Origin of the sequence: Noviherbaspirillum autotrophicum, assembly GCF_000818395.1 — a bacterium.
GTDB classification, from domain to species: domain Bacteria; phylum Pseudomonadota; class Gammaproteobacteria; order Burkholderiales; family Burkholderiaceae_D; genus Noviherbaspirillum; species Noviherbaspirillum autotrophicum.
Genome location: NZ_JWJG01000028.1, coordinates 5077611 through 5101693, shown reverse-complemented (window position 1 = coordinate 5101693; position 24083 = coordinate 5077611). Strand labels below are relative to the sequence as shown.

The following is a 24083-nucleotide window of genomic DNA, read 5'->3' as shown; positions in this document are numbered from 1 at the left end:
AACAACGTTGGCAATGCTGAACGTCAGCAATGCCGGTGCCGGAAAATATTCAAGAAACGAATGGAGGAGCGCGTGGCTGCGCCGACGCCCATGCAAATAATGGGTGGGGAGAATGGAAGAAAAGGTTCGGATAAGCGTCCGAAGCCGTAACGAGCGGAATAACTATCTGGCCGGATGGCGGCAAGCCCCAGGCCGCCGCATGCGTAAAGCAAAACGGACAATGCTCGAAGTGCATTCCGTCTTGCGCCGGGACTGAGCGATGGTGGGAGCTACCGGCCTTGTGCGCCTTGCCGCCCGCTACCGTACAAATCTCGCTGGAAGCCGAAAAACGTCCCTTGGCGGGCGCATTCAGCGCATGGGAAATCGATGGCGCGAGCGCAGCCACAAGGATAGCGAAGCAAGCTATCCATGCAGTAATGCACCGTTTGTATCGACTGAAAACCATGCGGGGAAGGTCTGGAGCCAGGCAATAATTTATTGATCACAAAGACAATCGGTTAGGCGACACATTCGTCAAGCGCATACCGATTCTTCGTCACATTGCGTAATTCTTACACGTTTTGCTGCACTGCCGTACACAAAAAACTGCTAATTGGCAACATTATCTCCGATTCCCATTCCTCTTCCATAGGTATTTTGACTGAGCGAGCGCGAGGCTATCGCCTCAAGTCACCAAGTTACAGGCATGCTTTATGCTGCAATTTCTACAGAGAACAGGCGCTCCTAGCGCATCGGGTCAGAACTGCAAAGGCATCAATGTTGGCCCTTCGCGCACAGGCATGTTCCTGCAAAATCCCTGTAACGTCGGGCGCGACAGCCCGACTAAAGAGTACTGCAGGAGGATCAAGAATCTGTTATCTCGGCCGTTGATCCCTATATATGTCGTATTCGGAACAACAGTTTGGAATTGGAGAGTCGCATCGGACCAGACAGATGGAGTTTGCAGATTATTTCCAAGGCGCAACTTTATTCCACAAGCTTTCCGCGTTGATGGAATGAAACGTGGGAATGCGTAGGGAAATTGCATCACTGGAATATGTTTTTTCGCAGAAATTCTCGAAAATTGTATATGATGCATTGCAGCAACAAATGTTTATCTGCAGAATCTAGCGACACCGGTACCACTTGAAAGAGGCCACTATGCTTTACCAATTTCACGAGCTGAACCGTACCTTCCTGAACCCGCTCATCCAATGGGCGGAAGCTTCCGCCAAGCTGTTCACGAATCCGGTCTCGCCACTCGCACACACGCCATTCGCGCAACGCATCGCGGCTGGCTACGAATTAATGTACCGGCTCGGCAAAGATTACGAAAAGCCCGAGTTCGGCATCAAGACCGTCCCGGTCGAAGGCAAGTCCGTGGGCGTTTATGAAGAAATCGCGGAGCAGAAACCCTTCTGCCGCCTGATTCATTTCAAAAAAGATTTATCGGACAAGAAATTCGCCAACCTGAAGCAGCCCACCGTGCTGCTGGTCGCGCCGCTGTCCGGCCACCATTCCACGCTGCTGCGCGACACCGTGCGCGCTCTGCTGTCGGAACATGACGTCTACATCACCGACTGGACCGACGCGCGCATGGTCCCGGTGTCCGAAGGCTCATTCCACCTGCACGACTACATCTACTACGTGCAGGACTTCATCCGCCGCCTCGGCCCGGACCTGCATGTGATTTCGGTATGCCAGCCGACCGTGCCGGTGCTCGCGGCGATTTCGCTGATGGCCACCGCCAACGATCCGAAGCTGCCCAAGACGATGACGATGATGGGCGGCCCGATCGACCCGCGCAAGTCGCCCACCGAGGTCAACGACCTGGCGACCAAGCGGCCGTTCTCCTGGTTCGAGACCAAGGTGATCTACAGCGTGCCGCCGAACTATCCGGGCTTCGGCCGCAAGGTATATCCGGGCTTTTTGCAGCATGCCGGCTTCATCGCCATGAATCCGGGACGCCATGCGCAAAGCCACTGGGATTTCTACATGCACCTGCGCCAGGGCGACAATGAGTCGGCCGAAGCGCACCGCAACTTCTATGACGAGTACAACGCGGTGCTCGACATGCCGGCCGAGTACTACCTCGAAACCATCAAGACCGTGTTCCAGGAATTCCGCCTGCCGCTGGGCACGTGGGAAGTCGAAGGCAAGTTGGTGCGCCCGCAGGACATCAAGAATGTCGCGCTCCTGACCATCGAGGGCGAGCTGGACGATATTTCCGGCTCCGGCCAGACCGAGGCGGCGCAGGACCTGTGCTCCGGCATTCCGAAATCGCGCAAGCAGCACTATGTCGCCGAGAAGTGCGGCCACTACGGCATCTTCTCCGGCCGCCGCTGGCGCGAAATCATCTGCCCGAAGATCGGCGAATTCATCCGGACCCATTCCTGATATTCCCGCTTCATCGAGCTGCCAAGGCTGTGAAAGCCGTTCTCCTGCCAGGGAGAACGGCTTTTTTGCCTTGAGCGCCCTCGATTTTTATTTGAAGGCCAGCCTGTTTACTCGGATAATCCTGTTTTTATCCCGCAAGCCCTGCCGTGTCCCCAACCGCTCCGAAATCGCTGGCCGATCAGATCGAAGACCTGCTGCCGCAAACGCAATGCACCAAGTGCGGCTACCCTGCATGCCGCCCCTATGCGGAAGCAGTCGCCAGCGGCGCAGCGAACTATAACCAGTGCCCGCCGGGCGGCGCGCAAGGCGTGGCTCGGCTCGCGCACCTGCTCGGCAAGCCAGTCATCCCGCTCAATCCCGTCAATGGCGTTGAGCGAGCGCGTCCGGTTGCGGTAATCGACGAAACGCGCTGCATCGGGTGCACGCTGTGCATCCAGGCCTGCCCGGTGGATGCCATCGCCGGCGCGGCCAAGCAGATGCATACCGTGCTGCCGCAGTTGTGCACCGGGTGCGACCTGTGCGTCGCCCCCTGTCCGGTCGACTGCATCGCAATGGTCAACGTCACTGCCGGCCAGACCGGCTGGGATGCATGGTCGCAGGAACAGGCGGACGCGGCGCGCGAACGGTATCAGTTCCGCCTCTTCCGCCTGCGGCGCGACAAGGAGGAAAACGATGCGCGCCTGGCAGCCAAAGCCGCGGCCAAGCTGAAGGCGGTCGAAGCCGAACCGACGCTGACGCCGGAAGAAAGGGCGGCGCAGGAGCGCAAGAAAGCCATCATCCAGGCCGCGATGGAGCGCGCGCGCCTGCAGAAGGAAAAAATGGCGGCACAGACCGCAGCTCCCGCCGCAGGAGAAGTGTCGCGCGCAGTCATCGACAAGCTCTCCGGAGAAGCGAAAGACAAGCCATGAACGCTGAAAAACGCCTGGAGATTTTCCGCCGCTTTCGCCAAGCCAATCCGCACCCGACCACCGAACTGGAATACACGACGCCGTTCGAGCTGCTAATCGCAGTGATCCTGTCGGCGCAGGCGACCGACGTCTCGGTCAACAAGGCTACGCGCAAGCTGTACCCAGTAGCCAACACGCCCGCCGCCATCCATGCGCTGGGCATCGAGAGCCTGACCGAGTACATTCGCACCATCGGCCTGTACCGCACCAAGGCGAAGAACGTGATCGAAACCTGCCGCCTGCTGATGGAGCGGCACGCCGGCGAAGTGCCGCGCTCGCGCGAGGCGCTGGAGGCGCTGCCGGGCGTGGGACGCAAGACCGCCAACGTGGTGCTCAACACCGCGTTCGGCGAGGCGACCATCGCGGTCGACACGCATATTTTCCGCGTCTCCAACCGCACCGGCATCGCCCCCGGCAAGAATGTCGACGAAGTCGAGCGCAAGCTGCTCAAGGTGGTGCCGGCCGAGTTCCGGCATGACGCGCACCACTGGCTGATCCTGCATGGCCGCTATACCTGCATCGCGCGCAAGCCACAATGCTGGAACTGCATCATCGCCGACCTGTGCGAGTACAGGGACAAGACGCCGCTGCCGGAAAAAGGCGTTTAAATAATCCTGCAGGCTTCGTCGAAGGCAAGGCGCGGGCCGCGCGCATGCAGCTTGCTGGTATCGCCATAGCCCAGGCTGCACACGAAGTTGACCCGGACCGGCGTGCCGTCGAAGAAGGCCTCGTTGATCTTTTCCGCATTGAATCCCGACATTGGCGCGCAATCGAGCCCGACCGCACGCGCCGCCACGATGAAATAGCCGCCCTGCAGGGACGAGTTGCGCATGGCGGTCGAATCGATCGCCTGCCGGTTGCCGGCGAACCAGGAACGGGCGTCGGGATTGTGCGGAAACAGTCGCGGGAGCTTTTCATAAAACTCCAGGTCCATCCCGATGATTGCCGTGACCGGCGCGGTTCTGGTTTTTTCGATATTTCCCGGGTTCATGCAGGCCAGCAGCTTTTCCTTCGCTTGCGGCGACTGCACGAAGACAATGCGCGCCGGCGTGCAGTTGGCGGACGTCGGGCCCCACTTCATCAGATCGTAGATTTGCCGCAGCTGCTCGTCGGAGACCGGCTTGTCGCGCCAGCCATTATGCGTGCGCGCATCGAGGAACAGGGTATGGAGGGCGGTTTCGTTCAACATGTTGAAATCCATTGGTAATGGCGGTATTGATTGTTGCGCCTTCATGCTTTTGGCATTCAGGAATGGGGCTTATCTTAAACGAAACCACCCGGCCTCGCCGGGCTCTGTAAAATGGGCGGTTTAGCGCCCCACTTCATTCCCTTGACCGATGTTTACTCCTTCCCAGCACGACGTGCGCCGTTTTTTTTGCGAAACCTTTCGCAAGTGGCGCGCCAATGAAATCCTAACGCCGATGGAAGCCATCACCCGCGACTGGATCATGCAGCATCAGGAATATGCGGACGCACTGTCCGACGCGGAGGAGGCGCTTGCCGCCGACTATTCGGTCGAGCGCGGCCAGGCCAATCCTTTTCTTCATCTGTCGATGCATCTGTCGATCGCGGAACAGATCTCGATCGACCAGCCACCCGGCATCCGCGCCGCCTTCCTCGGCCTGGCGCAGCGGCTGGGTTCCGAGCATGAAGCGCATCACCAGATCATGGAATGCCTGGGCGAGATGATTTGGAATTCGCAGCGCAGCGGCTTGCCGCCGGATGGCACGGCGTACGTGGAATGCGTGAAACGGCGCTGAGGCACAAAAAAGCCACGGCATGCCGTGGCTTTTTTTAATCTGCCGCTGCCCCGGCTTACTTGCGCAATACCAGGGAGCCCGGCAGGCTGTGCAGGTAGGCGGCGATGTTCTGGATATCCTGCTTCGACAGGGGCTTGGCCTGAGCTCCCATGATGGCGTTGCCGCGGCCGTTGGCGCCGTTGACGCCGCGCTGGTAGGCAATCAGCGCGTGCTCGAGATAGTCCTGGTGCTGGCCGGCCAGCTTGGGATAGCTGGGATCGACCGGTGAATTGAAGTCCTTGCCGTGGCAAGCCGCGCAATTGTATTTTTCCGTCGCCGCCTTGCCGGCGGCGGCATCGCCTGCGGCAAAAGCATTAGCCGACAGCAGCATGACTGCGCATGCGAGAATCTTTTTCATAGCCCCCCCTTATTTCTGCTGTGCGTAGTACGCCGCCACGTCGGCGATGTCCTGGTCCGACAGGCCGGCCGCGATGCCGCGCATGCTCGGATTCTTGCGATCGCCCTTCTTGTACTGGTTCAGCGCGCTCTCGATGTACTTGGCCGACTGGCCGCCGATCATGGGCACCTGGTAAACCTCGGGGAACGTCGCTTTGTAGCCCGGGATGCCGTGGCATCCGATACACATGGCCACCTTGTTCTTTGCCGCATCGGCGTTGCCCACCACGTCCGCTGCGGCGGCGAGGTTGGCGATACCCGCAAGCGCGAGAAGCGCAAATATTTTTTTCATGATGGTTGGGGACAGTTAATGCGAAATCGGCTGGGTTAATCGGATCAATCGATGTTAATAGCCTGCACTATTTTCAAAATAGTTGATCTAGAGCATTGACTCCATGCACTAAACCCGACCAATTCTAACCCAAGACTATCAAATCGTACACATCGCCTCGCCCCTTCCATGCCGCAGGTCAACCCAGCTTGCGCTCCCCCGATTTAGCGCGCTTTGCCTGTGAACGCGGCACTGCCCCCGGCGGCGCGGGAAACGCGGTAATCGTCGCCCCTCTCTTTTCGGGAAACAAAAATACCCGGGGCGCAGCCACCATGCGCCGCACGACGGAACGGAACACCAGGCGCCGGGTTCGCCCCGGCACGTCGCGCGCGCGCAGAGCCAGCATCAGCGCGCACGCGAGCGCGACGCCGACATTGAGCACGCCGGAAAATCCCACGCCTGCGATGGCAAGCCAGAAGTCGCGCGACTTGAAAACATCCACGCCCAGGCTGCCGGCGACTACCGTCAACTCGCCGGCGGCCAGCGTGATGTGCCTAATGTCGAACGGCATGCCGAAGAACCGTGCCAGCACCGGCGTCATGCCCAGCAGGAGCGCCAGCGACACATTGCCCGCGATGCCCGCGATGTGGCGCTCGATCCATTTCGCCCAGCGTTGCGCGCGCGTCGCGCCGAGTATGTGGACCAGCCGCCGGTGATGGCCCAGCCCTTCGCGCATCTTGCGCAAGGCGAACCAGTTGTCGGTAAAACCGGCGGCAAGCCCGGACAGCCACAGCAACACGCCTGTCAGCGCGGCAAACAGCGGCGTCGGCCCCAGGACCGACAGCGTCGCCATGCCGGCATGCGCCTTCTCCGGCGGCAGCAACGGCGCGCCGGACAGCAGCCGCAGCGTCGAAGAAATCAGCAGCATGACCGGGATTACGGCCAGCAGATTTCCGAACACCGCTGCTGCTTGCGCGCGCGCCAGCGCAGCGACTTCGGACATCAGCCCGCGCAGGCCTTCGATAGTGTCGAGCGACTGCATGCGCGACGCCAGCGCCGGGGCGGTCAGTGCCGGCTGTCTGGCGGCAAGCGCGCCTCCGGTTGCCGCAATCGCGCCGAAGCATGCCGCGTAGTTCAGCGAAGCCAGTACGCCTTCGAAAAAGCGCGCACCGCCACTGGCCAGAGCGCCCTTGGCCAGCACAGCCACCGACACGACGGCGCCTCCGCGCCACGCCGATCTCAGCATCGCGCCATATTCGGTGCGGTCGCGGGCCGCAAACTGCTCGCCGTGATCGGCATTGCGCTCGACCATCTTGCGCGCCAACAGCGAAAAGCTCCTGCTGATCAATCCCTTGACCGAGGACCGATGGTGATGCGCGTCGATCAGGTCGATCAGCAAGGCCTGCACTTGCGCGGTTGCCTGCACGCTGGCCGGCATCGAGCGCAGGTCGACCAGGCGCGTCATGCGCGCCAGCTGCGCGCGCATGCGCTCGACCCGGTACACCAACCCCACCGACACGCCGTATTCGTCCAGATGGCTGTAGATGCGGTCGGTCTGCGCCTGACACACGGCGATCAGCATACGCACGCTGCGCAACGCGGTTTCATCGTCCGGGCTCGCCAGCAGGTATTTTTCCAGCTCGCGCCGCAACGCCATGAAAGGCGTCGCCTGCAGCGGCATTCTGGGCTCCAGCCGCTGGCGGAAGTCGGGGCTGATGCCCACCGCGATGATCGTGCTGGCAAGGTAGGTGAGCGCTTCGTCGATCTGCTGCCGGTAGTTGTGTGCAATGCCGTCGTCGGCGCACAGCTTCCAGATGCGCTGCAGCGTCTTGTGATCCAGGCCGAGCAACCAGTCGGCGTCGGCCGGTTCCGGGAACATCGCGGTAAACAGCATCGACAGATCAGTCTGCGACGGCGCCCCGGACAGGAAGGCCTTGACGATGCGTTCGCCCAGCTCGTTGAAAAACGCCGGCTCGCGCGGCAGGCCGGTGGCGCAGAACAGTTCAGGGCCAGCCGCTTCGCGCAGGGTCTTTTGCAGCGTGGCCTGCACCACGCGCCGCACGTCGCGGTGCTCGTCCAGCCAATCGAGCAAAAAACGCGTACGCTGGTGCTTTACCCTCTGCCACGCATGCTCGTCGAGCCGGGACGTATAGCGCGGTATGCGTGGCTCGTGGCGCAGCCACTCGGCGACGTCGATCAGCCAGTTGGCGCGCTCGCTCCAGGAAGCGAACGGATTGGCGCGCTGCATGAGCGACTCGACCTGATTGAAGATGCGCAGATGGTTTTCGAGATGACGCGGAGAAGCGCGGCGAAAGCGGCGCCACATGACCAGCAACTTCAGGAGTGACATTTTCATGGGATGTTTGTCTGGGGGCAATTGTGCGAGAAATGGCGCCATCCGGCCTGCTTCCTTTCTCGCTTATACTTAAAGTTATTCTTTTCTTTTTTTAAAAATACAACGCTATGCGACAAGAGACACGCTTCGAAGGTTCCCAGAATTACGTTGCGACCAACGATTTGAAACTCGCCGTCAATGCAGCATTGACCTTGCAGCGCCCGTTGTTGATCAAGGGCGAGCCGGGCACCGGCAAGACCATGCTGGCCGAGGAAGTGGCCGCCGCGCTCGGCATGCCGCTTCTGCAGTGGCACATCAAGTCCACCACCAAGGCGCAGCAGGGCCTGTACGAATACGATGCAGTGTCGCGCCTGCGCGACTCGCAGCTGGGCGATGAACGCGTCAAGGACATCCACAACTACATCGTCAAGGGCGTGCTGTGGCAAGCGTTCACTTCCGATCAGCAGGTGGTGCTGCTGATCGACGAGATCGACAAGGCCGACATCGAATTCCCGAACGATCTGCTGCGCGAGCTCGACCGCATGGAGTTCTATGTCTACGAAACGCGCGAGATGGTGCAGGCAAAGAACCGCCCGCTGGTGATCATCACGTCCAACAACGAGAAGGAATTGCCGGACGCCTTCCTGCGCCGCTGCTTCTTCCACTACATCAAGTTCCCGGACAAGGACACGATGGAGCAGATCGTCGATGTCCACTTTCCGAACCTGAAAAAGGAGCTGCTGGCGCAAGCCCTGCAGACTTTCTATGAAGTGCGCGAGATCGCCGGATTGAAGAAGAAGCCGTCGACGTCGGAGCTGATCGACTGGTTGAAGCTCTTGCTGGCCGAAGACATCCCGCCGGAAGCGCTGCGCAGCCAGGATGCGAAACTGGCGGTGCCGCCGCTGCACGGCGCCCTGCTCAAGAACGAGCAGGACGTGCATCTGTTCGAGCGGCTGGTGTTCATGGCGCGGACGAACCGCTGACTGCCATGGCCTTCGTCGAAACAGTCACGCTGCCGGGACGGCATGCGACACTCGAACCGCTTGCGTTCTGCCACGAGGACGACATCAAGCTCGCCGTTGCCGACGGCGAACTGTGGAAGCTGTGGTTCACGACCGTGCCGCGCCCGGAAGCCGTGCATGCGTATATCGGGCAGCTCTTGGCGCAACGAGAGCAAGGCCAGGCATTCGCGTTTGCGGTGCGGGACAATGCGAGCGGAAAAATCGTCGGCGGCACGCGCTATCTGAATATCGATGCGGCCAACCGGCGCTTGGAAATCGGCGGCACCTGGTATGCGCAACGGGTGCAGCGCACCGGCATCAATACCGAATGCAAGCTGATGCTGCTCGCGCACGCATTCGAGACGCTTGGCTGCATCGCAGTCGAATTCCGCACCGACTGGTTCAACAAGCGTTCCCAGTCTGCCATCGAGCGCCTCGGCGCCAAGCGCGACGGCGTGCTGCGCAACCACATGATCATGCCGGATGGCCGCGTGCGCGACTCGGTGGTGTACAGCATCATCCGCAATGAATGGCCGGGCGTGAAGACGAACCTGCAGCACAAACTGAATTCGAGTGGCTAGGGCCTGCAACGCATACGACCCGTTCGCACTCCCAAACTAACCGTCAACAGGCCCTATTGTGTTAATCGACTTTTTCTTCACCCTCAAGGACGCGAAGATCCCGGTCTCGATCAAGGAGTTCCTGGTCCTGCTGGAAGCGATGCAAAAGAACGTCATCAGCCCTTCGCTGGACGACTTCTATTTCCTGGCGCGCACCACACTGGTCAAGGACGAAGCGCATTACGACAAGTTCGACAAGGCGTTCGGCCTGTATTTCCGCGGCATCGAAACCATCTTCGAGAAGAATCCGGAAATTCCGCTCGACTGGCTGGCCAAGCGCCTGGAGCGCGAACTGACGCCGGAGCAGAAGGCGGCGATCGAGAAATTCGGCTATGACAAGCTGATGGATCGCCTGAAGGAACTGCTGGAGGAGCAGAAGGAGCGCCACGAAGGCGGCAACCGGTGGATTGGCACCGGCGGCACCTCCCCCTTCGGCAACGGCGGCACCAACCCGGAAGGCATCCGCATCGGCGGCAAGGGCGGCAACCGCTCGGCGGTGAAAGTATGGGAAGCGCGCGCCTTTCGCGACTACGACGACGAGCGCGAGCTCGGCACGCGCAACATCAAGGTCGCGCTGCGCCGCCTGCGCCGCTTCGCGCGCGAAGGCGCGGCGGAGGAATTCGCGCTGGACGACACGATCCGCGCCACCGCCAGCAACGCCGGCTACCTCGACATCAAGATGCAGCCCGAGCGCAGGAACAACATCAAGGTGCTGATGCTGCTGGATGTCGGCGGCACGATGGACGACCACATCGCGCGCACCGAGGAATTGTTTTCGGCGGCAAAGACGGAATTCAAGAACATGGAGTTCTTTTACTTCCACAACTGCGTCTACGACTACCTGTGGAAGAACAACCGGCGCCGCCATGCGGAAAAGTTCCCGACCTGGGACGTGCTGCGCAAGTACACCCCGGATACCAAGCTGATCTTCGTCGGCGACGCCACCATGAGCCCGTACGAAGTGCTGGCGCCGGGCGGCTCGGTCGAATACAACAACGAGGAAGCCGGCGCGGTCTGGCTGCAGCGCTTTACCGGCGCCTTCCCCAAGTTCATCTGGCTCAACCCGGAGCCGGAGAGCCTGTGGCAGTACCGGCAGTCGATTTCCGTGATCCGGCAGATCATGAACAACCGCATGTTCCCGGTCACCATCGAGGGGCTGGAGCGCGGGATGCGGATGCTGAGCAAATAGCGCCTAGCGCGGCAAGGGCATGAACTTCTTCAGTACGCTGACCAGGTGCTGGCTTGCCAGCGGCTTGTTGAGGAACCCGTCCGCGCCGACGTAGCGCGCCTGTTCGAGATCGTAGACAAACGGTTTGCTGACCAGGAAAACAACCGCGATGCGCACCGGGGAGTCCTTTTCCTTGATGGCCCAGCACAGGCGGTAAGGGTCGACGCCGGGAGTGGACGTATTGATCATGACCACCGCAACCGGATGCTGCTTGCTGATGTCGACCGCCTTCATTTCGTCGTCGGCCCAGGCCACCTTCACGTTCTGCCGCGCCAGCAAGTCGGACAGGTAGTCGCGCAGCGCGGAATTCTTGTCGATCACCAGCACCAGTCCGTTGTCAGGCACCTTGGCGCGCATCTTTTCATATTCGGCCGGATCGGTCAGGTCAAGGTCGAGGCGGTCGCGGCGGCGCCGCTCCGGTACGCTGACGATATCCGACGCTTCCAGCCGCGACAGGGCGTCGGCGCGCCTTTCCACCAATTCATCGAGCGCCACGACCAGCCGCTGCCAGTCAATGGGCCGCTCCATGCGCGGATAGGGCAAGTCCACTTCCGGGCTGCCGACAAGCAAGGCCGGGCGCACATCGCTCGGGCGCAGATCGATCAGGGTGACCAGCGCGCGCAATTGACTCGCGTTGGCGACGTACATGTCCGGATCCTGCAAATTGTCTTGCGCCAGCCGGAAATAGCCGCAGCCCTTGCCCTCCCGGGCCGAAAAAGCCGCGTCGAAACGGTCTTCCTCTTCGGGAGAAAAACCGATGACGCGCACGGCGAATGGAAAATTATGGATCAACATGACGTTTCATTCTATAAAGATTCGCACGTGTTGCACCACATTAATTTTTTATCCTCATGAGCCATCTACCTGCAGTCAACATTGGCTGTAACTGAATAGCAATACGTTAATATCTCGCCTTGCAGCCGGGGCCTGAGAGTAATGCCATGATGTCGCCATATCGCGCCCGTCTTGGAAGATCCGGATCGGCCCATATCTGGATAGTTCTTCGCCATCGCCCCGTGCCCGCCGTCTGGCATCGTTTTTTCATTAGAATGCTGTGGTTTCCATTTGTGTTTAAATACCTTCCCTGATTAAGCACGTTCCTTTAAGCAACAATCGAACATCTGGCACCTCCAATTAATGGCAACTAAAAAATCCTCCGATTACAGCGAAGCCTCCATACGGGTCCTGAAGGGCCTGGAGCCGGTGAAGCAGCGCCCGGGCATGTACACCCGCACCGAGAACCCGCTGCACATCATCCAGGAAGTGATCGATAACGCCTCCGACGAAGCGCTCGGCGGCTATTGCAAGAATATTCTCGTGACCCTGAACGCCGATGGCAGCGTCAGCGTCGAAGACGACGGCCGCGGCATCCCGGTTGGTCTGCATCCGGAAGAAAAGGTGCCGACCGTCGAAATCGTGTTCACGCGGCTGCACGCCGGCGGCAAGTTCGACAAGGGCTCGGGCGGCGCCTATTCCTTCTCCGGCGGCTTGCACGGGGTCGGCGTGTCCGTCACCAATGCGCTGTCGTCGCGACTGGACATCACCGTGTGGCGCGAAGGCGGCGTGCACCAGATCGTGTTCGCCGACGGCGACGTGGTGCAAAAGCTGAAATCGCGCCCGATCACGAAAGAAGACAAGAAGTCCGGCACCCGCGTCACGGTATGGCCGAATGCGAAATACTTCGACTCGTCCGCCATCCCGAACGCGGAACTGCAGCGCCTGCTGCGCTCGAAGGCGGTGCTGCTGCCCGGCGTGAAAGTCACACTGGCCAATGCGAAAACCGGCGATAGCCAGACCTGGCAGTACGACCAGGGCTTGCGCGGCTATCTGGTCGAGTCGCTGGCGCAGGCATCGCATGCCGATCCGCTGATCCCGCTGTTCGAAGGCGAGCAGTACGCCAGCGCGGACGCCGACGGATTTTCCGAGGGCGAAGGCGCGGCCTGGGTGGTGGCATGGACCGAGGAAGGCAACGTGGTGCGCGAATCCTACGTGAACCTGATTCCGACCCCGGCCGGCGGCACCCATGAAGCCGGCCTGCGCGAAGGCTTGTTTGGTGCAGTGAAGAGCTTCGTCGAAATGCACTCGATGCTGCCCAAGGGCGTGAAGCTGCTGCCGGAAGACGTGTTTGCGCGCGTCTCGTTCGTGTTGAGCGCCAAAGTGCTGGACCCGCAGTTCCAGGGCCAGATCAAGGAGCGCCTGAACTCGCGCGACGCGGTTCGCTTGGTGGGAACCTTTACTCGCCCGGCCTTGGAATTGTGGCTGAACCAGCATGTCGACTACGGCAAGAAGCTGGCCGAACTGGTCATCAAGCAGGCGCAATCGCGCCTGCGTTCCGCGCAAAAGGTCGAGAAGAAGAAATCGTCCGGCGTGGCGGTCTTGCCCGGCAAGCTCACCGATTGCGAGTCGGACGATGTATCGCGCAACGAATTGTTCCTGGTCGAGGGCGACTCGGCAGGCGGCTCGGCCAAGATGGGCCGCGACAAGGAGTTCCAGGCGATCCTGCCGTTGCGCGGCAAAGTACTCAATTCCTGGGAAACCGAGCGCGACCGGCTGTTCGCCAACAATGAAATCCACGACATCGCGGTGGCGATCGGCGTCGATCCGCATGGGCCGAACGACACGCCGGACTTGTCCGGACTGCGCTATGGCAAGATCTGCATCCTGTCGGACGCGGACGTCGACGGCTCGCACATCCAGGTGCTGCTGTTGACCCTGTTTTTCAAGCATTTCCCGCAGCTGATCGCGCGCGGCCACATCTGCGTGGCGCGTCCGCCGCTGTACCGCATCGACGCGCCGGCGCGCGGCAAGAAGCAGGCGCAAAAGCTGTATGCGCTGGACGACGGCGAACTGGAAGCGATCGAGGACAAGCTGCGCAAGGATGGCTTGAAGGATGGCTCGTGGGCGATCTCGCGCTTCAAAGGCTTGGGCGAAATGAATGCCGAACAGTTGTGGGAGACCACCATGAATCCGGATACGCGGCGCCTGCTGCCGGTGTCGCTGGGCGACTTCGATCTGGCCGCATCCGAAAACCGCTTCAACATGTTGATGGGCAAAGGCGAGGCCGCCGCGCGGCGCGCCTGGCTGGAAGAACACGGCAACGAGGCCGAAGCCGATATCTGATGCGGATAATGCGAACCATCGCCGCGCTGTGCCTGACGCTCGCTTCCTCGGTGGCGAGCGCCGATATCTATGGCTATGTCGACAGCGATGGCTCCGCGCATTTTTCGACCGAAAAGCTCGACGAGCGCTACCAGCTGTTCGTACGCGGCAGCGCGCCTTTCGATTCGTCGCAATTGCCGCAGCCGACTCCTGACTCGGGCAAGGCGCCGCTGTCCGATACCCTGTCGCGGCATCCGAACCTGAAGAAATACGAGCCCCTGCTGAACGAGGCGGCGCAGGAATTCTCGCTCGATCCGGCATTGCTGAAGGCGGTCATGGCGGCCGAGTCCGGTTTCAATCCGGGCGCGGTGTCGCCGAAGGGCGCCATCGGCCTGATGCAGGTAATGCCGGCCACCGCCGAGCGTTACGGACTGCAGGGCGACAGGAAAAAAACAATCGAGCAGAAACTGGCCGATCCGAAAACCAATATCCGGCTCGCCGCGCGCTACCTGCGCGACCTGCACAAGCTGTTCCCGTTCCGCCCGGAGCTGGTGATCGCGTCCTACAATGCGGGCGAGCGCGCGGTGCAGAAGCACAACAACTCGGTGCCGCCCTACCCCGAGACGCGCGGCTATGTGCAGATCGTCAAGCAGCTGTACCAGCTCTATAAGCCGGCGGCCGAAAAACTCGCCGTCGCCGCGTTCTCCGATGCCGCATCCGGTGCGCGCCGGATTCACATGACACTCCCCGGTCGCCGCAGCATGCCGGCGCCGTCACTCGAATAACTCACTGAACCACAATGACTGAACAAGCTTCCCTGTTTGATGAAATGCCGTCGGGCGACGGCGAATCGCTGACGCTGGCGACCTTTGCCGAACGCGCCTACCTCGATTACGCAATCTCGGTGGTCAAGGGACGCGCGCTGCCGGACGTGGCCGACGGCCAGAAGCCGGTGCAGCGGCGCATCCTGTATGCGATGCATGAGCTCGGCCTGAACGCGACCGCCAAGCCGCGCAAATCCGCCGCGGTGGTGGGCGACGTGCTCGGCAAGCTGCATCCGCACGGCGACCAGTCGGTGTACGACGCGCTGGTGCGCATGGCGCAGGATTTCTCGCTGCGCTATCCGCTGATCGACGGTCAGGGCAACTTCGGCTCGCGCGACGGCGACGGTGCGGCGGCGATGCGCTACACCGAAGCACGCCTGACGCCGATCTCCAGATTGCTGCTCGATGAAATCGACATGGGCACCGTCGATTTCCAGCCGAACTACGACGGCACGGCCGAGGAGCCAAAACTGCTGCCCGCGCGTCTGCCGTTCGTGCTGCTCAACGGCGCCTCCGGCATCGCGGTCGGTCTGGCGACCGAGATCCCGTCGCATAACCTGACGGAAGTGGCAAAGGCGGCGGTCGCGCTGATCCGCAACCCGAACCTGTCGCATGCCGACCTTATGGCCTACATTCCCGGCCCGGACTTCCCGGGCGGCGGGCAGATCATCACGCCGACTTCCACGATTTCCGAAATGTATGAAAACGGGCGCGGCACGCTGAAGGTGCGCGCGCGCTGGAAGATCGAAGACCTGGCGCGCGGGCAGTGGCAAGCGGTGGTGACGGAACTGCCACCGGGAACGTCCTCGCAAAAGGTGCTGGAAGAAATCGAGGAGCTGACCAACCCGAAGGTCAAGGCTGGCAAGAAGTCGCTGCTGCCGGAACAGCTGGCGCAAAAGCAGATGATCCTGTCGGTGCTCGACACGGTGCGCGACGAATCCGGAAAGGATGCGCCGGTGCGCCTGGTGCTCGAACCGAAGTCGAAGAACCAGGATCAGACCGAGTTCATGAACATCCTGCTGGCGAATACCTCGCTGGAGTCGGGCGCGTCGCTCAACCTGGTGATGATCGGCGGCGACGGCCGCCCGCGCCAGAAGGGCCTGGGCCAGATCCTGCGCGAGTGGATCGATTTCCGCTTTGTCACGATCACGCGCCGCACGCAATTCAGGCTGCAGAAGGTCGACGACCGCATCCACATCCTGGAAGGCCGCGAGGCGGTGCTGCTGAACATCGACAAGGTGATCAAGATCATCCGCGAATCGGACGAGCCGAAACCGGCGCTGATGCAGGCGTTCAAATTGTCCGACCGGCAGGCCGAAGACATTCTCGAAATCCGACTGCGCCAGTTGGCACGACTGGAAGCAATCAAGATCCAGCAGGAGCTGTCCGAGCTGCGCAAGGAAAAGGAAACGCTGCACGACTTGCTCGACAACCCGGCGTCGATGAAGAAGCTGGTGATCAAGGAAATCGAAGGCGACGCCAAGCAGTTCGGCGACGCGCGCCGCACGCTGATCGAGGAAGCGGAACGCGCCAGCATCGAACAGAAGGTGATCGACGAGCCGGTCACGGTGGTGATCTCGCAAAAAGGCTGGGTGCGCGCGCGTACCGGCCACGGCCACGATCCCGCGCAGTTTACCTTCAAGGCCGGCGACAGCCTGTACGGCACCTTCGAGTGCCGCACGGTCGACACCCTGCTCGCGTTCGGCTCCAACGGCCGCATCTATTCAATGGCGGTATCGGCCCTGCCGGGCGCGCGCGGCGACGGCGTGCCGGTGACGACCCTGGTGGAACTGGCCAGCGGCACGCGCTTGCTGCACTACTTCGCGGGGCCGGCCGACACGCCATTGCTGCTGGCGTCGACGGCCGGTTATGGCTTCACTGCCAGGGCCGGCGACATGGTCAGCCGCATCAAGGCCGGCAAGGCCTTCATCACGCTCGATGAAGGCGACGAGCCGCTGGCGCCGCGCGTGGTCGCTGACAATGCCAGCGCGATTGCCTGCCTGTCCGAGAAAGGACGCCTGCTGGTGTTCGGCCTGGATGAAATCAAGACGCTATCCGGCGGCGGCCGCGGCGTGATCCTGATGGAGCTGGAGAAGAACGAGAAACTGGTGGCCACCCAGCCGATCAGCCAGAAAGGGGTGACCGTGTCCGGCATCGGGCGCGGCGGCAAGGCGCAGCAGCTGAACCTGTCGGCGTCGGCGCTGGCCGAGCATATCGGCAAGCGCGCTCGCAAGGGAAAGGCGCTGGAATCGAAGATCAAGCCTGGCGCGCTGACGGCGATATAAGGAGACGCCATGGCGAGCGGCAAGTGCGTGTTTTGCGAAATCCTGGCGGGCAGGCTGCCGGCGGAAGTCGTCTATCGCGACGAGTCCTGCATTGCCCTGCTCGACGCGTTTCCCGTCACGCGCGGCCACCTGCTGCTGATCCCGCACCTGCATGCGCAACATATCGAGGAACTGCCGGCGCAGACCGTGACGCACCTGTTCCGGCTCGGCGCCGAGTTTTCGTCCGCGTTGCGCAAGAATAAAGAGATCCCCGCGACCAACCTGATGCTCAATAACGGCAAGGCGGCCAACCAGCATGTGCCGCATGTGCATCTGCATGTGGTGCCGCGCAGGAACGGCGATTCGCTGTGGGTGATATGGCGTTTTTTTACGCGCTTCTTCAACCCGCTGTCTTACCTGGGGCGCAAGCGCCGGATGGCACGGGATGCGGCCTATGTGCGGAATTTGCTGGACGGCGTCCGGGCAAATTAACGAGCCTGATTCTCCCTTTCGCCCGCGCGAAAGGGAGAGCAGCGTGCCTAGATTTTCGCCGCAATCAGCTTGCCCAGCTTCGCAATCCCTTCCCGGATCTTCTCCGGCGGCACGGTCACGAAGCTCAGGCGCAGCGTATTCTGCTGCGGCGCATTCGCATAGAACGGCGCACCGGGAACGAACGCGACGTTCTGTGCAATCGCCTCGTCCAGGAGCTTCATGCTGTCGATATGCTTGGGCAGCGTGACCCAGATAAACATGCCGCCTTCCGGCTTCGTCCACGTTACCGATGACGGGAAGTATTCGGTGAGCGCCGCCTGCATCGCCGCGCACTGGTCCGCGTAAAGCTTGCGGATGGTCGGGATGTGTTCTGCCAGGAAGCCGTCCTTCACGACTTCATGCACCACCATCTGCGTCAGCTGCGCGGTATGCAGATCAGCGGCCTGCTTGGCCTGCTCCAGCTTGCGCACCAACGGCAGCGGCGCCACCACGTAGCCCAGTCGAATGCCGGGCGTGAGCACCTTCGAGAAGGAGCCCATGTAAATGACACCGTTCGGGTTCATGCCGATCATTTTCGGCAGCGGCTCACCGCGGTAGCTGAGCGCGCCGTACGGATCGTCCTCGATCAGCGGCAGCCCCAGGCGCGCGCAGGTTTCCACCAGCGCGACGCGACGTTCCACCGGCAGCGTGCGGCCGGTCGGGTTCTGGAAATTCGGCAGCGCATACAACAGGCGCGCACCTTGTCCGATATCTGCCACCTGATCCGGCAGCAAGCCATGTTCGTCGGTCGGCACCGACACGAACTCTGGCTGATACACGGAAAACGCCTGCAGTGCGCCGAGATAGCTGGGTGTCTCGACCAGCACCTTGCTTCCTTCGTCGATCAGCACTTTGGCCAGCAAATCGAGCCCCTGCTGCGAGCCCGACACCATCAGCACCTGTTCCGGCACGATCTTTGCGCCGTCGGCCGACAGTGAATTCGCGATCCATTCACGCAGCGGGGCGTAGCCGTCGGACGGGCCATATTGCAGGGCGACCTTGCCCTCGCGCGACAGCACGGAATCGAACGCGGCGCGCATGCGCTCCACCGGGAAGGTGGCAGGCGACGGCAGGCCGCCGGCGAACGAAATCACTTCCGGGCGTACCGTGACCTTCAGGATTTCACGGATGACGGAACTTTCAAGTTTTTGCGCGCGTTGCGAAAACTGCCATTGAATCGGTGTCGGGTTTTCCATTTTCATGCTTGCCTCACTGTATGTTGATGGCGTCGTGCGCCTTGTTGTCAGGACCGCTTGTGGCGGGCCGCTCAGGAACGGCACCGGATAGGCGCCATCCGATATTGAAATTCCTGGCCGCAGCGCTTACGCAATCTCGGCGATCAATTCGATTTCCACGCACGCGCCCAGCGGGATTTGCGCCACGCCGAAGGCGGAGCGCGCATGTTTGCCCTGCTCGCCGAACACATCGCCGAACAGCTCGGAGGCGCCATTGGTCACGAGGTGCTGCTCGGTGTAATCCGAAGTGGAATTAACCAGGCTCATCACCTTGACGATGCGTTTCACGCGCTTGAGGTCGCCGCCGCAGGCTGCCTGCAGGGTGGCGATCAAGTCGATGGCGACGGCGCGCGCGGCCTGTTTGCCCTCGTCGGTCGTCATGTTCTTGCCGAGCTGGCCAACCCAGGGCTTGCCGTCCTTCTTGGCGATATGGCCTGACAGGAAAACGGTATTGCCGGTTTGCGCGTACATCACGTAAGCGGCTGCCGGCGAGGCCACTGCCGGCAATTCGATATTGAGGGCTTTCAGTTTTTCGTAGCAGGACACGGTGCGCTCCAATCTGGTTTGTTCGGTTTCTTCTCTGTGGCGAAGAGGGAAAAGTCGGGAAAAGACGTCGATTTTACCCTCATCCCGGGTTCACCGGCCGCCTGATCTCCGGCCGCCGGATACTCATGCGCCGGCCAGCGGCTACGACGGCGAGCACGGCCAGCGCGAACACGATGGTGTCCGCAATCAGCGCTTCCCCCAGGATCAGGCTGGCGCCGAGCAGCGTGAGAAATGGCTGCAGCAGCTGCACCTGCCCTACCCGCGCGATGCCACCCAGGGCCAGCCCTTTATACCAAAAAAAGAATCCGATAAACATGGAAAACAACGACACGTAGCCGAACCCCAGCCATGCCTTGGGCGAAGCGCTGATGCCGTAGCGCCAGCCGAGCCATACGGTGGCCGGTAGCAGCACCGGCAGCGACAGTACCAGCGCCCAGGAAATCACCTGCTGGCCGCCCATTGCCTGCGACAGCCGGGCACCTTCTGCATAGCCCATGGCGGCGGCGATCACCGCCCCAAACAGCGCCAGATCTGCGGCATGCACGGCACCACCGCCCTGCCACAGCGCAAAGCCGATGACGAGCGCGCTGCCGGCGGCGGCCGCGATCCAGAAGCCGGCCGATGGCCGCTCGCCGAAGCGCAATGCGCCGAACAGCGCGGTCGCCAGCGGCAGCACGCCGATCACGATGGCGCCGTGCGACGCCGGCACGTCGCGCATGGCGATCGACGACAGGACGGGAAAGCCGATCACCACGCCGAGAGCGGTGACCAGAAGCGCGCGCGCCTGAGACGCCGTGGGGCGCGGCGCCTTGAGCCGCCACAGCAGCAGCACGGAGGCGCCTGCCGCCACCACCGCCCGCCCCAGCGCCACCAGCACCGGGTTCAGTTCGGCCACCGCCATCCGGGTAAACGGCAAGGTCAGGCTGAAAATGGCGACACCGATTGCGCCGAGCCACATGCCGCGCGTTTCCTGAGTTAATGCAGTCCGCATGTCCGCCTCCTACAACCAGATCGCGGCGGCCGAATACAACGTCAGCAACACCATCACCGCGCAAAATACGCGCTGCCACAGCGCCTGCGCCAAATAACGGCCGAGCGCGGCGCCGGTGCCGGCCCAGACGCTGATGCAGGGGAAATTAATCACGCAAAACACGGCACAGAACACGGCGATCGCCAGCCAGACCGGCTGTATCAGCGGCAAAAAGGCGGAGGCGCCGGTGACGGCCATGACCCATGCCTTTGGATTGGCGAACTGGAACATCGCGGCGCCGAGAAAGGACATCGGCCTGGCATCCTTATGCTCGTCCTGCGTGAACGCCATGCCGCGCAACTGCCACGCCAGATACACCAGATAAGCCGAGCCCAGCACCTTCAGTGCCAGATGCATCGCCGGCACGGCGAGAATCAGGCTGCCGATGCCGGCCGCACACAGCGCCAGCAAGACGCCGAACCCGAAGGTAATGCCCAGCATGTGGGGAAGCGAGCGCGCGAAGCCGAACAGGATGCCGGACGACGTCAGCATGATGTTGTTCGGGCCGGGCGTGATGGACGATACGAAGGCGAATAACGCCAGTGGCAGCAGGGTCTCCATGTTTTCTCTATTAGTTCTGCATGGCAATCGGCGCGCCCTCCCGCTGCGGCGTCGATTGCGAAATGTGGATGGTTGAACTATCCTAATCGACGAATCCAGTACAGTACCAGTACAGTTCATCAAATAAATCCAATAACTGTTACGGCAAGATGACCAATACAGCTTCCTCTCGCAAAAGCGCCGCGCTCGCCATCGCCGCGCCACAAGTCCTGTCGCGCGACTCCGGCGAATCGCTGGTCGACCAGATCGTGCGCTCGATCGAAGCGCGCATCGACGACAAGCTGCTGCGCAGCGGCGCGCGCATGCCGTCCATCCGCGAATTCGCCGAACAGCAGCGCGTGTCGCGCTTTACCGTGGTGGAAGCCTACGACCGGCTGGTCGCCAAGGGTTACCTGGAGTCGCGGCGCGGCTCGGGCTTCTATGTGCGCGAACGCTCGCCGATGACCGCCGCCGGCAGCGCGCGCGTGGTGGAGGCCGCGTCGCAGCAGCTCGATGTGGTCTGGCTGGTGCGTAACATGTTCCGCCAGTATCCCGCGCAGCAGACGCCGGGCTCCGGCCTGCTGCCCAATGCGTGGCTGGACGGCGAGATGGTGGCGAACGGCTTGCGCGCAATCAGCCGGCAATGCCAGACGCTGCTGCTGCAATATGGCAATCCACAAGGCTGGCTGCCGCTGCGCCAGCAGTTGCAGCTGAAGCTGGCCGAGCTGGAGATCGCCGCCACGCCCGAGCAGATCGTGACCACGTCCGGCGTCACCCAGGCGCTCGACTTGATCGCGCGTCAATTCGCCTCGCCCGGCGACACGATCTTCGTCGACGATCCCGCGTGGTTCCTGATGTTCGGCTCGTTCGCCGCGCACGGCGCGAAAGTGGTCGGCATTCCGCGCCTGCCGGATGGCCCCGACATTGCGAAGCTGGCCGAACTGGCCGCGCTGCACCGGCCGAAGTTCTATGTCATCAACTCGGTGCTGCACAATCCGACTTCGACCTCGCTGTCGGCGGCCAAGGCGTTCCAGATCCTCAAGATCGCCGAGCAGCACGACTTCACGATCGTGGAAGACGATATCTACTGCGACCTGCATCCAGGCAGCGCCGTGCAGCCGGCCACGCGCATCGCCGCGCTCGATCAGTTGAATCGCGTGATCTACCTCGGCGGCTTTTCCAAGACGCTGGCGGCCAACCTGCGCGTGGGCTTCATCGCCACCTCGCCCGAGATGGCGATTAGGCTGTCGGACCGCAAGATGCTCAGCACGCTGACCACGTCCGACATCGGCGAGCGGGTGGTCTACAAGATCCTGTCCGAAGGACACTACCGCAAGCACGTCGACCGCCTGCGCGGCAAGCTCGACGGCGTGCGCGACAAGACCGTCAAGCAGATGGAGCGCGTCGGCCTGGCCGTCGATATCGCCACGCCGGCCGGCATGTTCGTGTGGGCCGATGCCGGCTGCGACACCAACGTGCTGACCGAGAAGGCGATGCAGGAAGGTTACCTGCTGGCGCCGGGCAGCCTGTTCTCGCCCAGCCAGCTGCCGTCGACGCGCATGCGGGTGAATGTGGCGAACATGGGGGATGCAGGGATGCTGCGCTTTCTGGAGAAGCACATCGGCACGGCATCCTGAAGCACTACGTCACGGGCGCTCGTGCCACCCGCCTCCGAGCGCCTGGATCAGCGCAATCGCCGCCGTCTGCCGGTCGGCCTGCGCCTGCACCAGGGCGCGCCGCGCGCTGAGCGCGCTTGCCTGTGCGCTGACGACCTCGGAAAAACTCACCTGCCCTGCCCGGTAGCGGTTGAGCATCAGCGCCTCGGCCTCGTCGGCTGCCTGTGACGCCTGCTGTCGCAATGCTTGCTGGCGCGCCAAAACCTGCGCTGCCGCCAGCTGGTCCTCGACATCCTGGAACGCGGTCAGCACCGTCTGCCGGTAACGCGCCACCGCCTGCTCGCGCGCGGCGCGCGCCTGGTCCACCCGCGCGCCGGTGGCACCGGCGTTGAACAGCGTCTGCGTGGCCGACAGGCCGAGCGACCACAGGCTGCCGGCCGCGCCGAACAGGTCCGCCACGCGCGTGCCGGACGAGCCGTAGGCCGCATTCAATCCGAGACTGGGGAAATAAGCCGCGCGCGCAATGCCGATCTGCTCGTTAGCGGCAGCCACGCGCCGCTCGGCCGCGGCGATGTCGGGCCGCCGCTGCAGCAGCGTCGACGGCACGCCGACCGGAACCTGCGGCACGGTCGCCGACCAGGGCGCGGGGGCGAGCGCGAATTCCGCCGGCGCCTTGCCGAGCAGGACCGCAATCGCATGTTCGAGCTGCGCGCGCTGGCGCGCCAGCCCCGCTTCATCGGCGCGCGCGTTGGCCAGCTGCGTTTCGGCCTGCAGCACGTCGGTCTTGGTGGCGACGCCGACCGCGTAGCGATTGCGGGCGATCTGCAGAGCGCGGTCGTAGCCGGCGATCGTGTCGCGCAGCAGCGCCGCCTGCGCGTCGGCCTGGCGCAATGAAAAATAGTTCGCCGCCAGCTCGCCCTGCGCCGCCAAGGTGGCCGAAGCCAGGTCGGCGGCGCTGGCCTGGGCACTGGCGCCGGCGCTGTCGACGGCGCCGCGCAGCCGGCCCCAGACGTCGGGCTCCCAGCTCGCGCCTATGTTCAGCTGCACGCTGTTGCGGCTGGCACCGGTCGTCGTGCCGCCCCCGGAACGTTTCGCGCTGCCGTCGAGCGACACCACCGGGAACAGGGAAGCGCGCTGCTGCTGCACCAGCGCGCGCGCCTGCGCGTAGGCGGCGGTGGCGACGGCGATATTCTGGTTCGATACTTCGACGGCAGCTTCCAGCCGGTTCAGCACGGGATCGTCGAACAGGCCCCACCATGGGCCGCGCTCGAGCGCGTCGGCCGGCACGGCCGGCACCCAGCCCTGCGCTTCCTTGAATGCCGCCGGCTGCGGCGTGGCCGGGCGCTCGTACACCGGACTCAGGGCGCAGCCGCCCAGGAACAGGGCCAGCAGTGAAAGAGATAAATGACGCATGGATGTCTTCAT

General features: G+C 62.5%; 23 protein-coding genes. 12 read left to right on the top strand and 11 right to left on the bottom strand.

The features are described from left to right. Positions 1-49: 49 nt before the first annotated feature. Positions 50-445 (bottom strand): DUF2946 domain-containing protein, encoded by a 396-nt coding sequence (locus TSA66_RS26485; protein ID WP_084199895.1) that lies wholly within the window; start codon positions 443-445, stop codon positions 50-52. Between the two features lie 695 nt (positions 446-1140). Here TSA66_RS26485 and TSA66_RS25050 point away from each other — a divergent pair. The 3 genes from TSA66_RS25050 (at position 1141) to nth (ending at position 3931) form a co-directional block, all read left to right on the top strand. Further along, positions 1141-2376 carry a polyhydroxyalkanoate depolymerase gene (locus TSA66_RS25050; RefSeq protein WP_040042001.1) on the top strand — a complete coding sequence of 412 codons (1236 nt, stop codon included), beginning with the start codon at positions 1141-1143 and terminating at the stop codon, positions 2374-2376. A 146-nt stretch (positions 2377-2522) separates the two neighbouring features. Continuing rightward, on the top strand, positions 2523-3284 hold the full coding sequence (gene rsxB / locus TSA66_RS25045) for an electron transport complex subunit RsxB (protein ID WP_052452592.1): 762 nt from the start codon (positions 2523-2525) through the stop codon (positions 3282-3284). Next, the gene (nth, locus tag TSA66_RS25040) at positions 3281-3931 is read left to right on the top strand and encodes an endonuclease III (protein ID WP_040042000.1); all 651 of its coding nucleotides are present in this window, start codon (positions 3281-3283) and stop codon (positions 3929-3931) included. The genes rsxB and nth overlap by 4 nt, the downstream gene beginning before the upstream one ends. Here nth and TSA66_RS25035 read toward each other — a convergent pair. Further along, on the bottom strand, positions 3928-4512 hold the full coding sequence (locus TSA66_RS25035; protein ID WP_040042998.1) for a malonic semialdehyde reductase: 585 nt from the start codon (positions 4510-4512) through the stop codon (positions 3928-3930). The two genes, nth and TSA66_RS25035, sit on opposite strands and share 4 nt — an antisense overlap. Before the next feature lie 148 nt (positions 4513-4660). On the opposite strand from TSA66_RS25035, the gene TSA66_RS25030 reads away from it, so the two are divergent. Further along, complete coding sequence (locus tag TSA66_RS25030) at positions 4661-5083, top strand: DUF1841 family protein (RefSeq protein ID WP_040041999.1); 423 nt, start codon at positions 4661-4663, stop codon at positions 5081-5083. A gap of 55 nt (positions 5084-5138) precedes the next feature. Here the strand turns inward: TSA66_RS25030 and TSA66_RS25025 are convergent, their stop codons facing one another. The 3 genes from TSA66_RS25025 to TSA66_RS25015 all read right to left on the bottom strand — a co-directional run bounded on the left by TSA66_RS25025 (position 5139) and on the right by TSA66_RS25015 (position 8145). Then, positions 5139-5480 carry a c-type cytochrome gene (locus TSA66_RS25025; RefSeq protein WP_040041998.1) on the bottom strand — a complete coding sequence of 114 codons (342 nt, stop codon included), beginning with the start codon at positions 5478-5480 and terminating at the stop codon, positions 5139-5141. Between the two features lie 9 nt (positions 5481-5489). Further along, complete coding sequence (locus tag TSA66_RS25020) at positions 5490-5810, bottom strand: c-type cytochrome (protein WP_040041997.1); 321 nt, start codon at positions 5808-5810, stop codon at positions 5490-5492. Positions 5811-5988: 178 nt separating this feature from the next. Further along, a complete protein-coding gene (locus tag TSA66_RS25015; RefSeq protein WP_084199893.1) occupies positions 5989-8145 on the bottom strand; it encodes a preprotein translocase subunit TatB in 2157 nt (718 codons plus the stop codon). 107 nt (positions 8146-8252) lie between these two features. On the opposite strand from TSA66_RS25015, the gene TSA66_RS25010 reads away from it, so the two are divergent. Genes TSA66_RS25010 through TSA66_RS25000 form a run of 3 tightly spaced genes read left to right on the top strand, consistent with a single transcriptional unit; the run spans position 8253 to position 10934 of the window. After that, the gene (locus tag TSA66_RS25010) at positions 8253-9107 is read left to right on the top strand and encodes an AAA family ATPase (RefSeq protein ID WP_040041996.1); all 855 of its coding nucleotides are present in this window, start codon (positions 8253-8255) and stop codon (positions 9105-9107) included. Between the two features lie 5 nt (positions 9108-9112). Continuing rightward, complete coding sequence (locus TSA66_RS25005) at positions 9113-9706, top strand: GNAT family N-acetyltransferase (RefSeq protein ID WP_040041995.1); 594 nt, start codon at positions 9113-9115, stop codon at positions 9704-9706. Between the two features lie 58 nt (positions 9707-9764). Further along, a complete protein-coding gene (locus TSA66_RS25000) occupies positions 9765-10934 on the top strand; it encodes a vWA domain-containing protein (RefSeq protein ID WP_040041994.1) in 1170 nt (389 codons plus the stop codon). A gap of 3 nt (positions 10935-10937) precedes the next feature. Here the strand turns inward: TSA66_RS25000 and TSA66_RS24995 are convergent, their stop codons facing one another. Continuing rightward, the gene (locus TSA66_RS24995) at positions 10938-11768 is read right to left on the bottom strand and encodes a response regulator (protein ID WP_040041993.1); all 831 of its coding nucleotides are present in this window, start codon (positions 11766-11768) and stop codon (positions 10938-10940) included. Positions 11769-12110: 342 nt separating this feature from the next. Between TSA66_RS24995 and TSA66_RS24990 the strand changes: the two genes are divergently transcribed. The 4 genes from TSA66_RS24990 to TSA66_RS24975 are packed head-to-tail and all read left to right on the top strand — an operon-like array spanning position 12111 to position 17652. Continuing rightward, complete coding sequence (locus TSA66_RS24990) at positions 12111-14093, top strand: DNA topoisomerase IV subunit B (protein WP_040041992.1); 1983 nt, start codon at positions 12111-12113, stop codon at positions 14091-14093. Further along, positions 14093-14857 carry a lytic transglycosylase domain-containing protein gene (locus TSA66_RS24985; protein ID WP_040041991.1) on the top strand — a complete coding sequence of 255 codons (765 nt, stop codon included), beginning with the start codon at positions 14093-14095 and terminating at the stop codon, positions 14855-14857. Before TSA66_RS24990 ends, TSA66_RS24985 begins: the two co-directional genes overlap by 1 nt. A 14-nt stretch (positions 14858-14871) precedes the next feature. After that, positions 14872-17181: a DNA topoisomerase IV subunit A gene (gene parC, locus TSA66_RS24980; protein ID WP_040041990.1), complete on the top strand. Its 2310-nt coding sequence runs from the start codon at positions 14872-14874 to the stop codon at positions 17179-17181. A 9-nt stretch (positions 17182-17190) separates the two neighbouring features. Continuing rightward, a complete protein-coding gene (locus TSA66_RS24975; RefSeq protein ID WP_040041989.1) occupies positions 17191-17652 on the top strand; it encodes an HIT domain-containing protein in 462 nt (153 codons plus the stop codon). A 47-nt stretch (positions 17653-17699) separates the two neighbouring features. Here TSA66_RS24975 and TSA66_RS24970 read toward each other — a convergent pair whose 3' ends face one another. The 4 genes from TSA66_RS24970 to TSA66_RS24955 all read right to left on the bottom strand — a co-directional run bounded on the left by TSA66_RS24970 (position 17700) and on the right by TSA66_RS24955 (position 21063). Beyond that, complete coding sequence (locus tag TSA66_RS24970) at positions 17700-18893, bottom strand: aminotransferase-like domain-containing protein (protein WP_040041988.1); 1194 nt, start codon at positions 18891-18893, stop codon at positions 17700-17702. A 120-nt stretch (positions 18894-19013) separates the two neighbouring features. After that, positions 19014-19472 (bottom strand): RidA family protein, encoded by a 459-nt coding sequence (locus TSA66_RS24965; protein ID WP_040042996.1) that lies wholly within the window; start codon positions 19470-19472, stop codon positions 19014-19016. A gap of 79 nt (positions 19473-19551) precedes the next feature. Further along, positions 19552-20463, bottom strand: coding sequence for a DMT family transporter (locus TSA66_RS24960; protein WP_040041987.1), 912 nt, complete (start codon positions 20461-20463; stop codon positions 19552-19554). A gap of 9 nt (positions 20464-20472) precedes the next feature. Next, positions 20473-21063: a LysE family translocator gene (locus TSA66_RS24955; protein WP_040041986.1), complete on the bottom strand. Its 591-nt coding sequence runs from the start codon at positions 21061-21063 to the stop codon at positions 20473-20475. A gap of 149 nt (positions 21064-21212) precedes the next feature. On the opposite strand from TSA66_RS24955, the gene TSA66_RS24950 reads away from it, so the two are divergent. Next, positions 21213-22679 (top strand): aminotransferase-like domain-containing protein, encoded by a 1467-nt coding sequence (locus tag TSA66_RS24950; RefSeq protein ID WP_040041985.1) that lies wholly within the window; start codon positions 21213-21215, stop codon positions 22677-22679. 9 nt (positions 22680-22688) lie between these two features. Here the strand turns inward: TSA66_RS24950 and TSA66_RS24945 are convergent, their stop codons facing one another. After that, positions 22689-24083 (bottom strand): efflux transporter outer membrane subunit, encoded by a 1395-nt coding sequence (locus tag TSA66_RS24945; protein ID WP_040041984.1) that lies wholly within the window; start codon positions 24081-24083, stop codon positions 22689-22691.

What these genes read in the sequence shown, in the direction of transcription:
- TSA66_RS26485 (WP_084199895.1), bottom strand. Translation starts at nt 445, where the DNA reads ATGGTTTTCAGTCGATACAAACGGTGCATTACTGCATGGATAGCTTGC.
- TSA66_RS25050 (WP_040042001.1), top strand. Translation starts at nt 1,141, where the DNA reads ATGCTTTACCAATTTCACGAGCTGAACCGTACCTTCCTGAACCCGCTC.
- nth (WP_040042000.1), top strand. Translation starts at nt 3,281, where the DNA reads ATGAACGCTGAAAAACGCCTGGAGATTTTCCGCCGCTTTCGCCAAGCC.
- TSA66_RS25035 (WP_040042998.1), bottom strand. Translation starts at nt 4,512, where the DNA reads ATGTTGAACGAAACCGCCCTCCATACCCTGTTCCTCGATGCGCGCACG.
- TSA66_RS25030 (WP_040041999.1), top strand. Translation starts at nt 4,661, where the DNA reads ATGTTTACTCCTTCCCAGCACGACGTGCGCCGTTTTTTTTGCGAAACC.
- TSA66_RS25025 (WP_040041998.1), bottom strand. Translation starts at nt 5,480, where the DNA reads ATGAAAAAGATTCTCGCATGCGCAGTCATGCTGCTGTCGGCTAATGCT.
- TSA66_RS25020 (WP_040041997.1), bottom strand. Translation starts at nt 5,810, where the DNA reads ATGAAAAAAATATTTGCGCTTCTCGCGCTTGCGGGTATCGCCAACCTC.
- TSA66_RS25015 (WP_084199893.1), bottom strand. Translation starts at nt 8,145, where the DNA reads ATGAAAATGTCACTCCTGAAGTTGCTGGTCATGTGGCGCCGCTTTCGC.
- TSA66_RS25010 (WP_040041996.1), top strand. Translation starts at nt 8,253, where the DNA reads ATGCGACAAGAGACACGCTTCGAAGGTTCCCAGAATTACGTTGCGACC.
- TSA66_RS25005 (WP_040041995.1), top strand. Translation starts at nt 9,113, where the DNA reads ATGGCCTTCGTCGAAACAGTCACGCTGCCGGGACGGCATGCGACACTC.
- TSA66_RS24995 (WP_040041993.1), bottom strand. Translation starts at nt 11,768, where the DNA reads ATGTTGATCCATAATTTTCCATTCGCCGTGCGCGTCATCGGTTTTTCT.
- TSA66_RS24990 (WP_040041992.1), top strand. Translation starts at nt 12,111, where the DNA reads ATGGCAACTAAAAAATCCTCCGATTACAGCGAAGCCTCCATACGGGTC.
- TSA66_RS24985 (WP_040041991.1), top strand. Translation starts at nt 14,093, where the DNA reads ATGCGGATAATGCGAACCATCGCCGCGCTGTGCCTGACGCTCGCTTCC.
- parC (WP_040041990.1), top strand. Translation starts at nt 14,872, where the DNA reads ATGACTGAACAAGCTTCCCTGTTTGATGAAATGCCGTCGGGCGACGGC.
- TSA66_RS24975 (WP_040041989.1), top strand. Translation starts at nt 17,191, where the DNA reads ATGGCGAGCGGCAAGTGCGTGTTTTGCGAAATCCTGGCGGGCAGGCTG.
- TSA66_RS24970 (WP_040041988.1), bottom strand. Translation starts at nt 18,893, where the DNA reads ATGAAAATGGAAAACCCGACACCGATTCAATGGCAGTTTTCGCAACGC.
- TSA66_RS24960 (WP_040041987.1), bottom strand. Translation starts at nt 20,463, where the DNA reads ATGCGGACTGCATTAACTCAGGAAACGCGCGGCATGTGGCTCGGCGCA.
- TSA66_RS24955 (WP_040041986.1), bottom strand. Translation starts at nt 21,063, where the DNA reads ATGGAGACCCTGCTGCCACTGGCGTTATTCGCCTTCGTATCGTCCATC.
- TSA66_RS24950 (WP_040041985.1), top strand. Translation starts at nt 21,213, where the DNA reads ATGACCAATACAGCTTCCTCTCGCAAAAGCGCCGCGCTCGCCATCGCC.
- TSA66_RS24945 (WP_040041984.1), bottom strand. Translation starts at nt 24,083, where the DNA reads ATGAAGACATCCATGCGTCATTTATCTCTTTCACTGCTGGCCCTGTTC.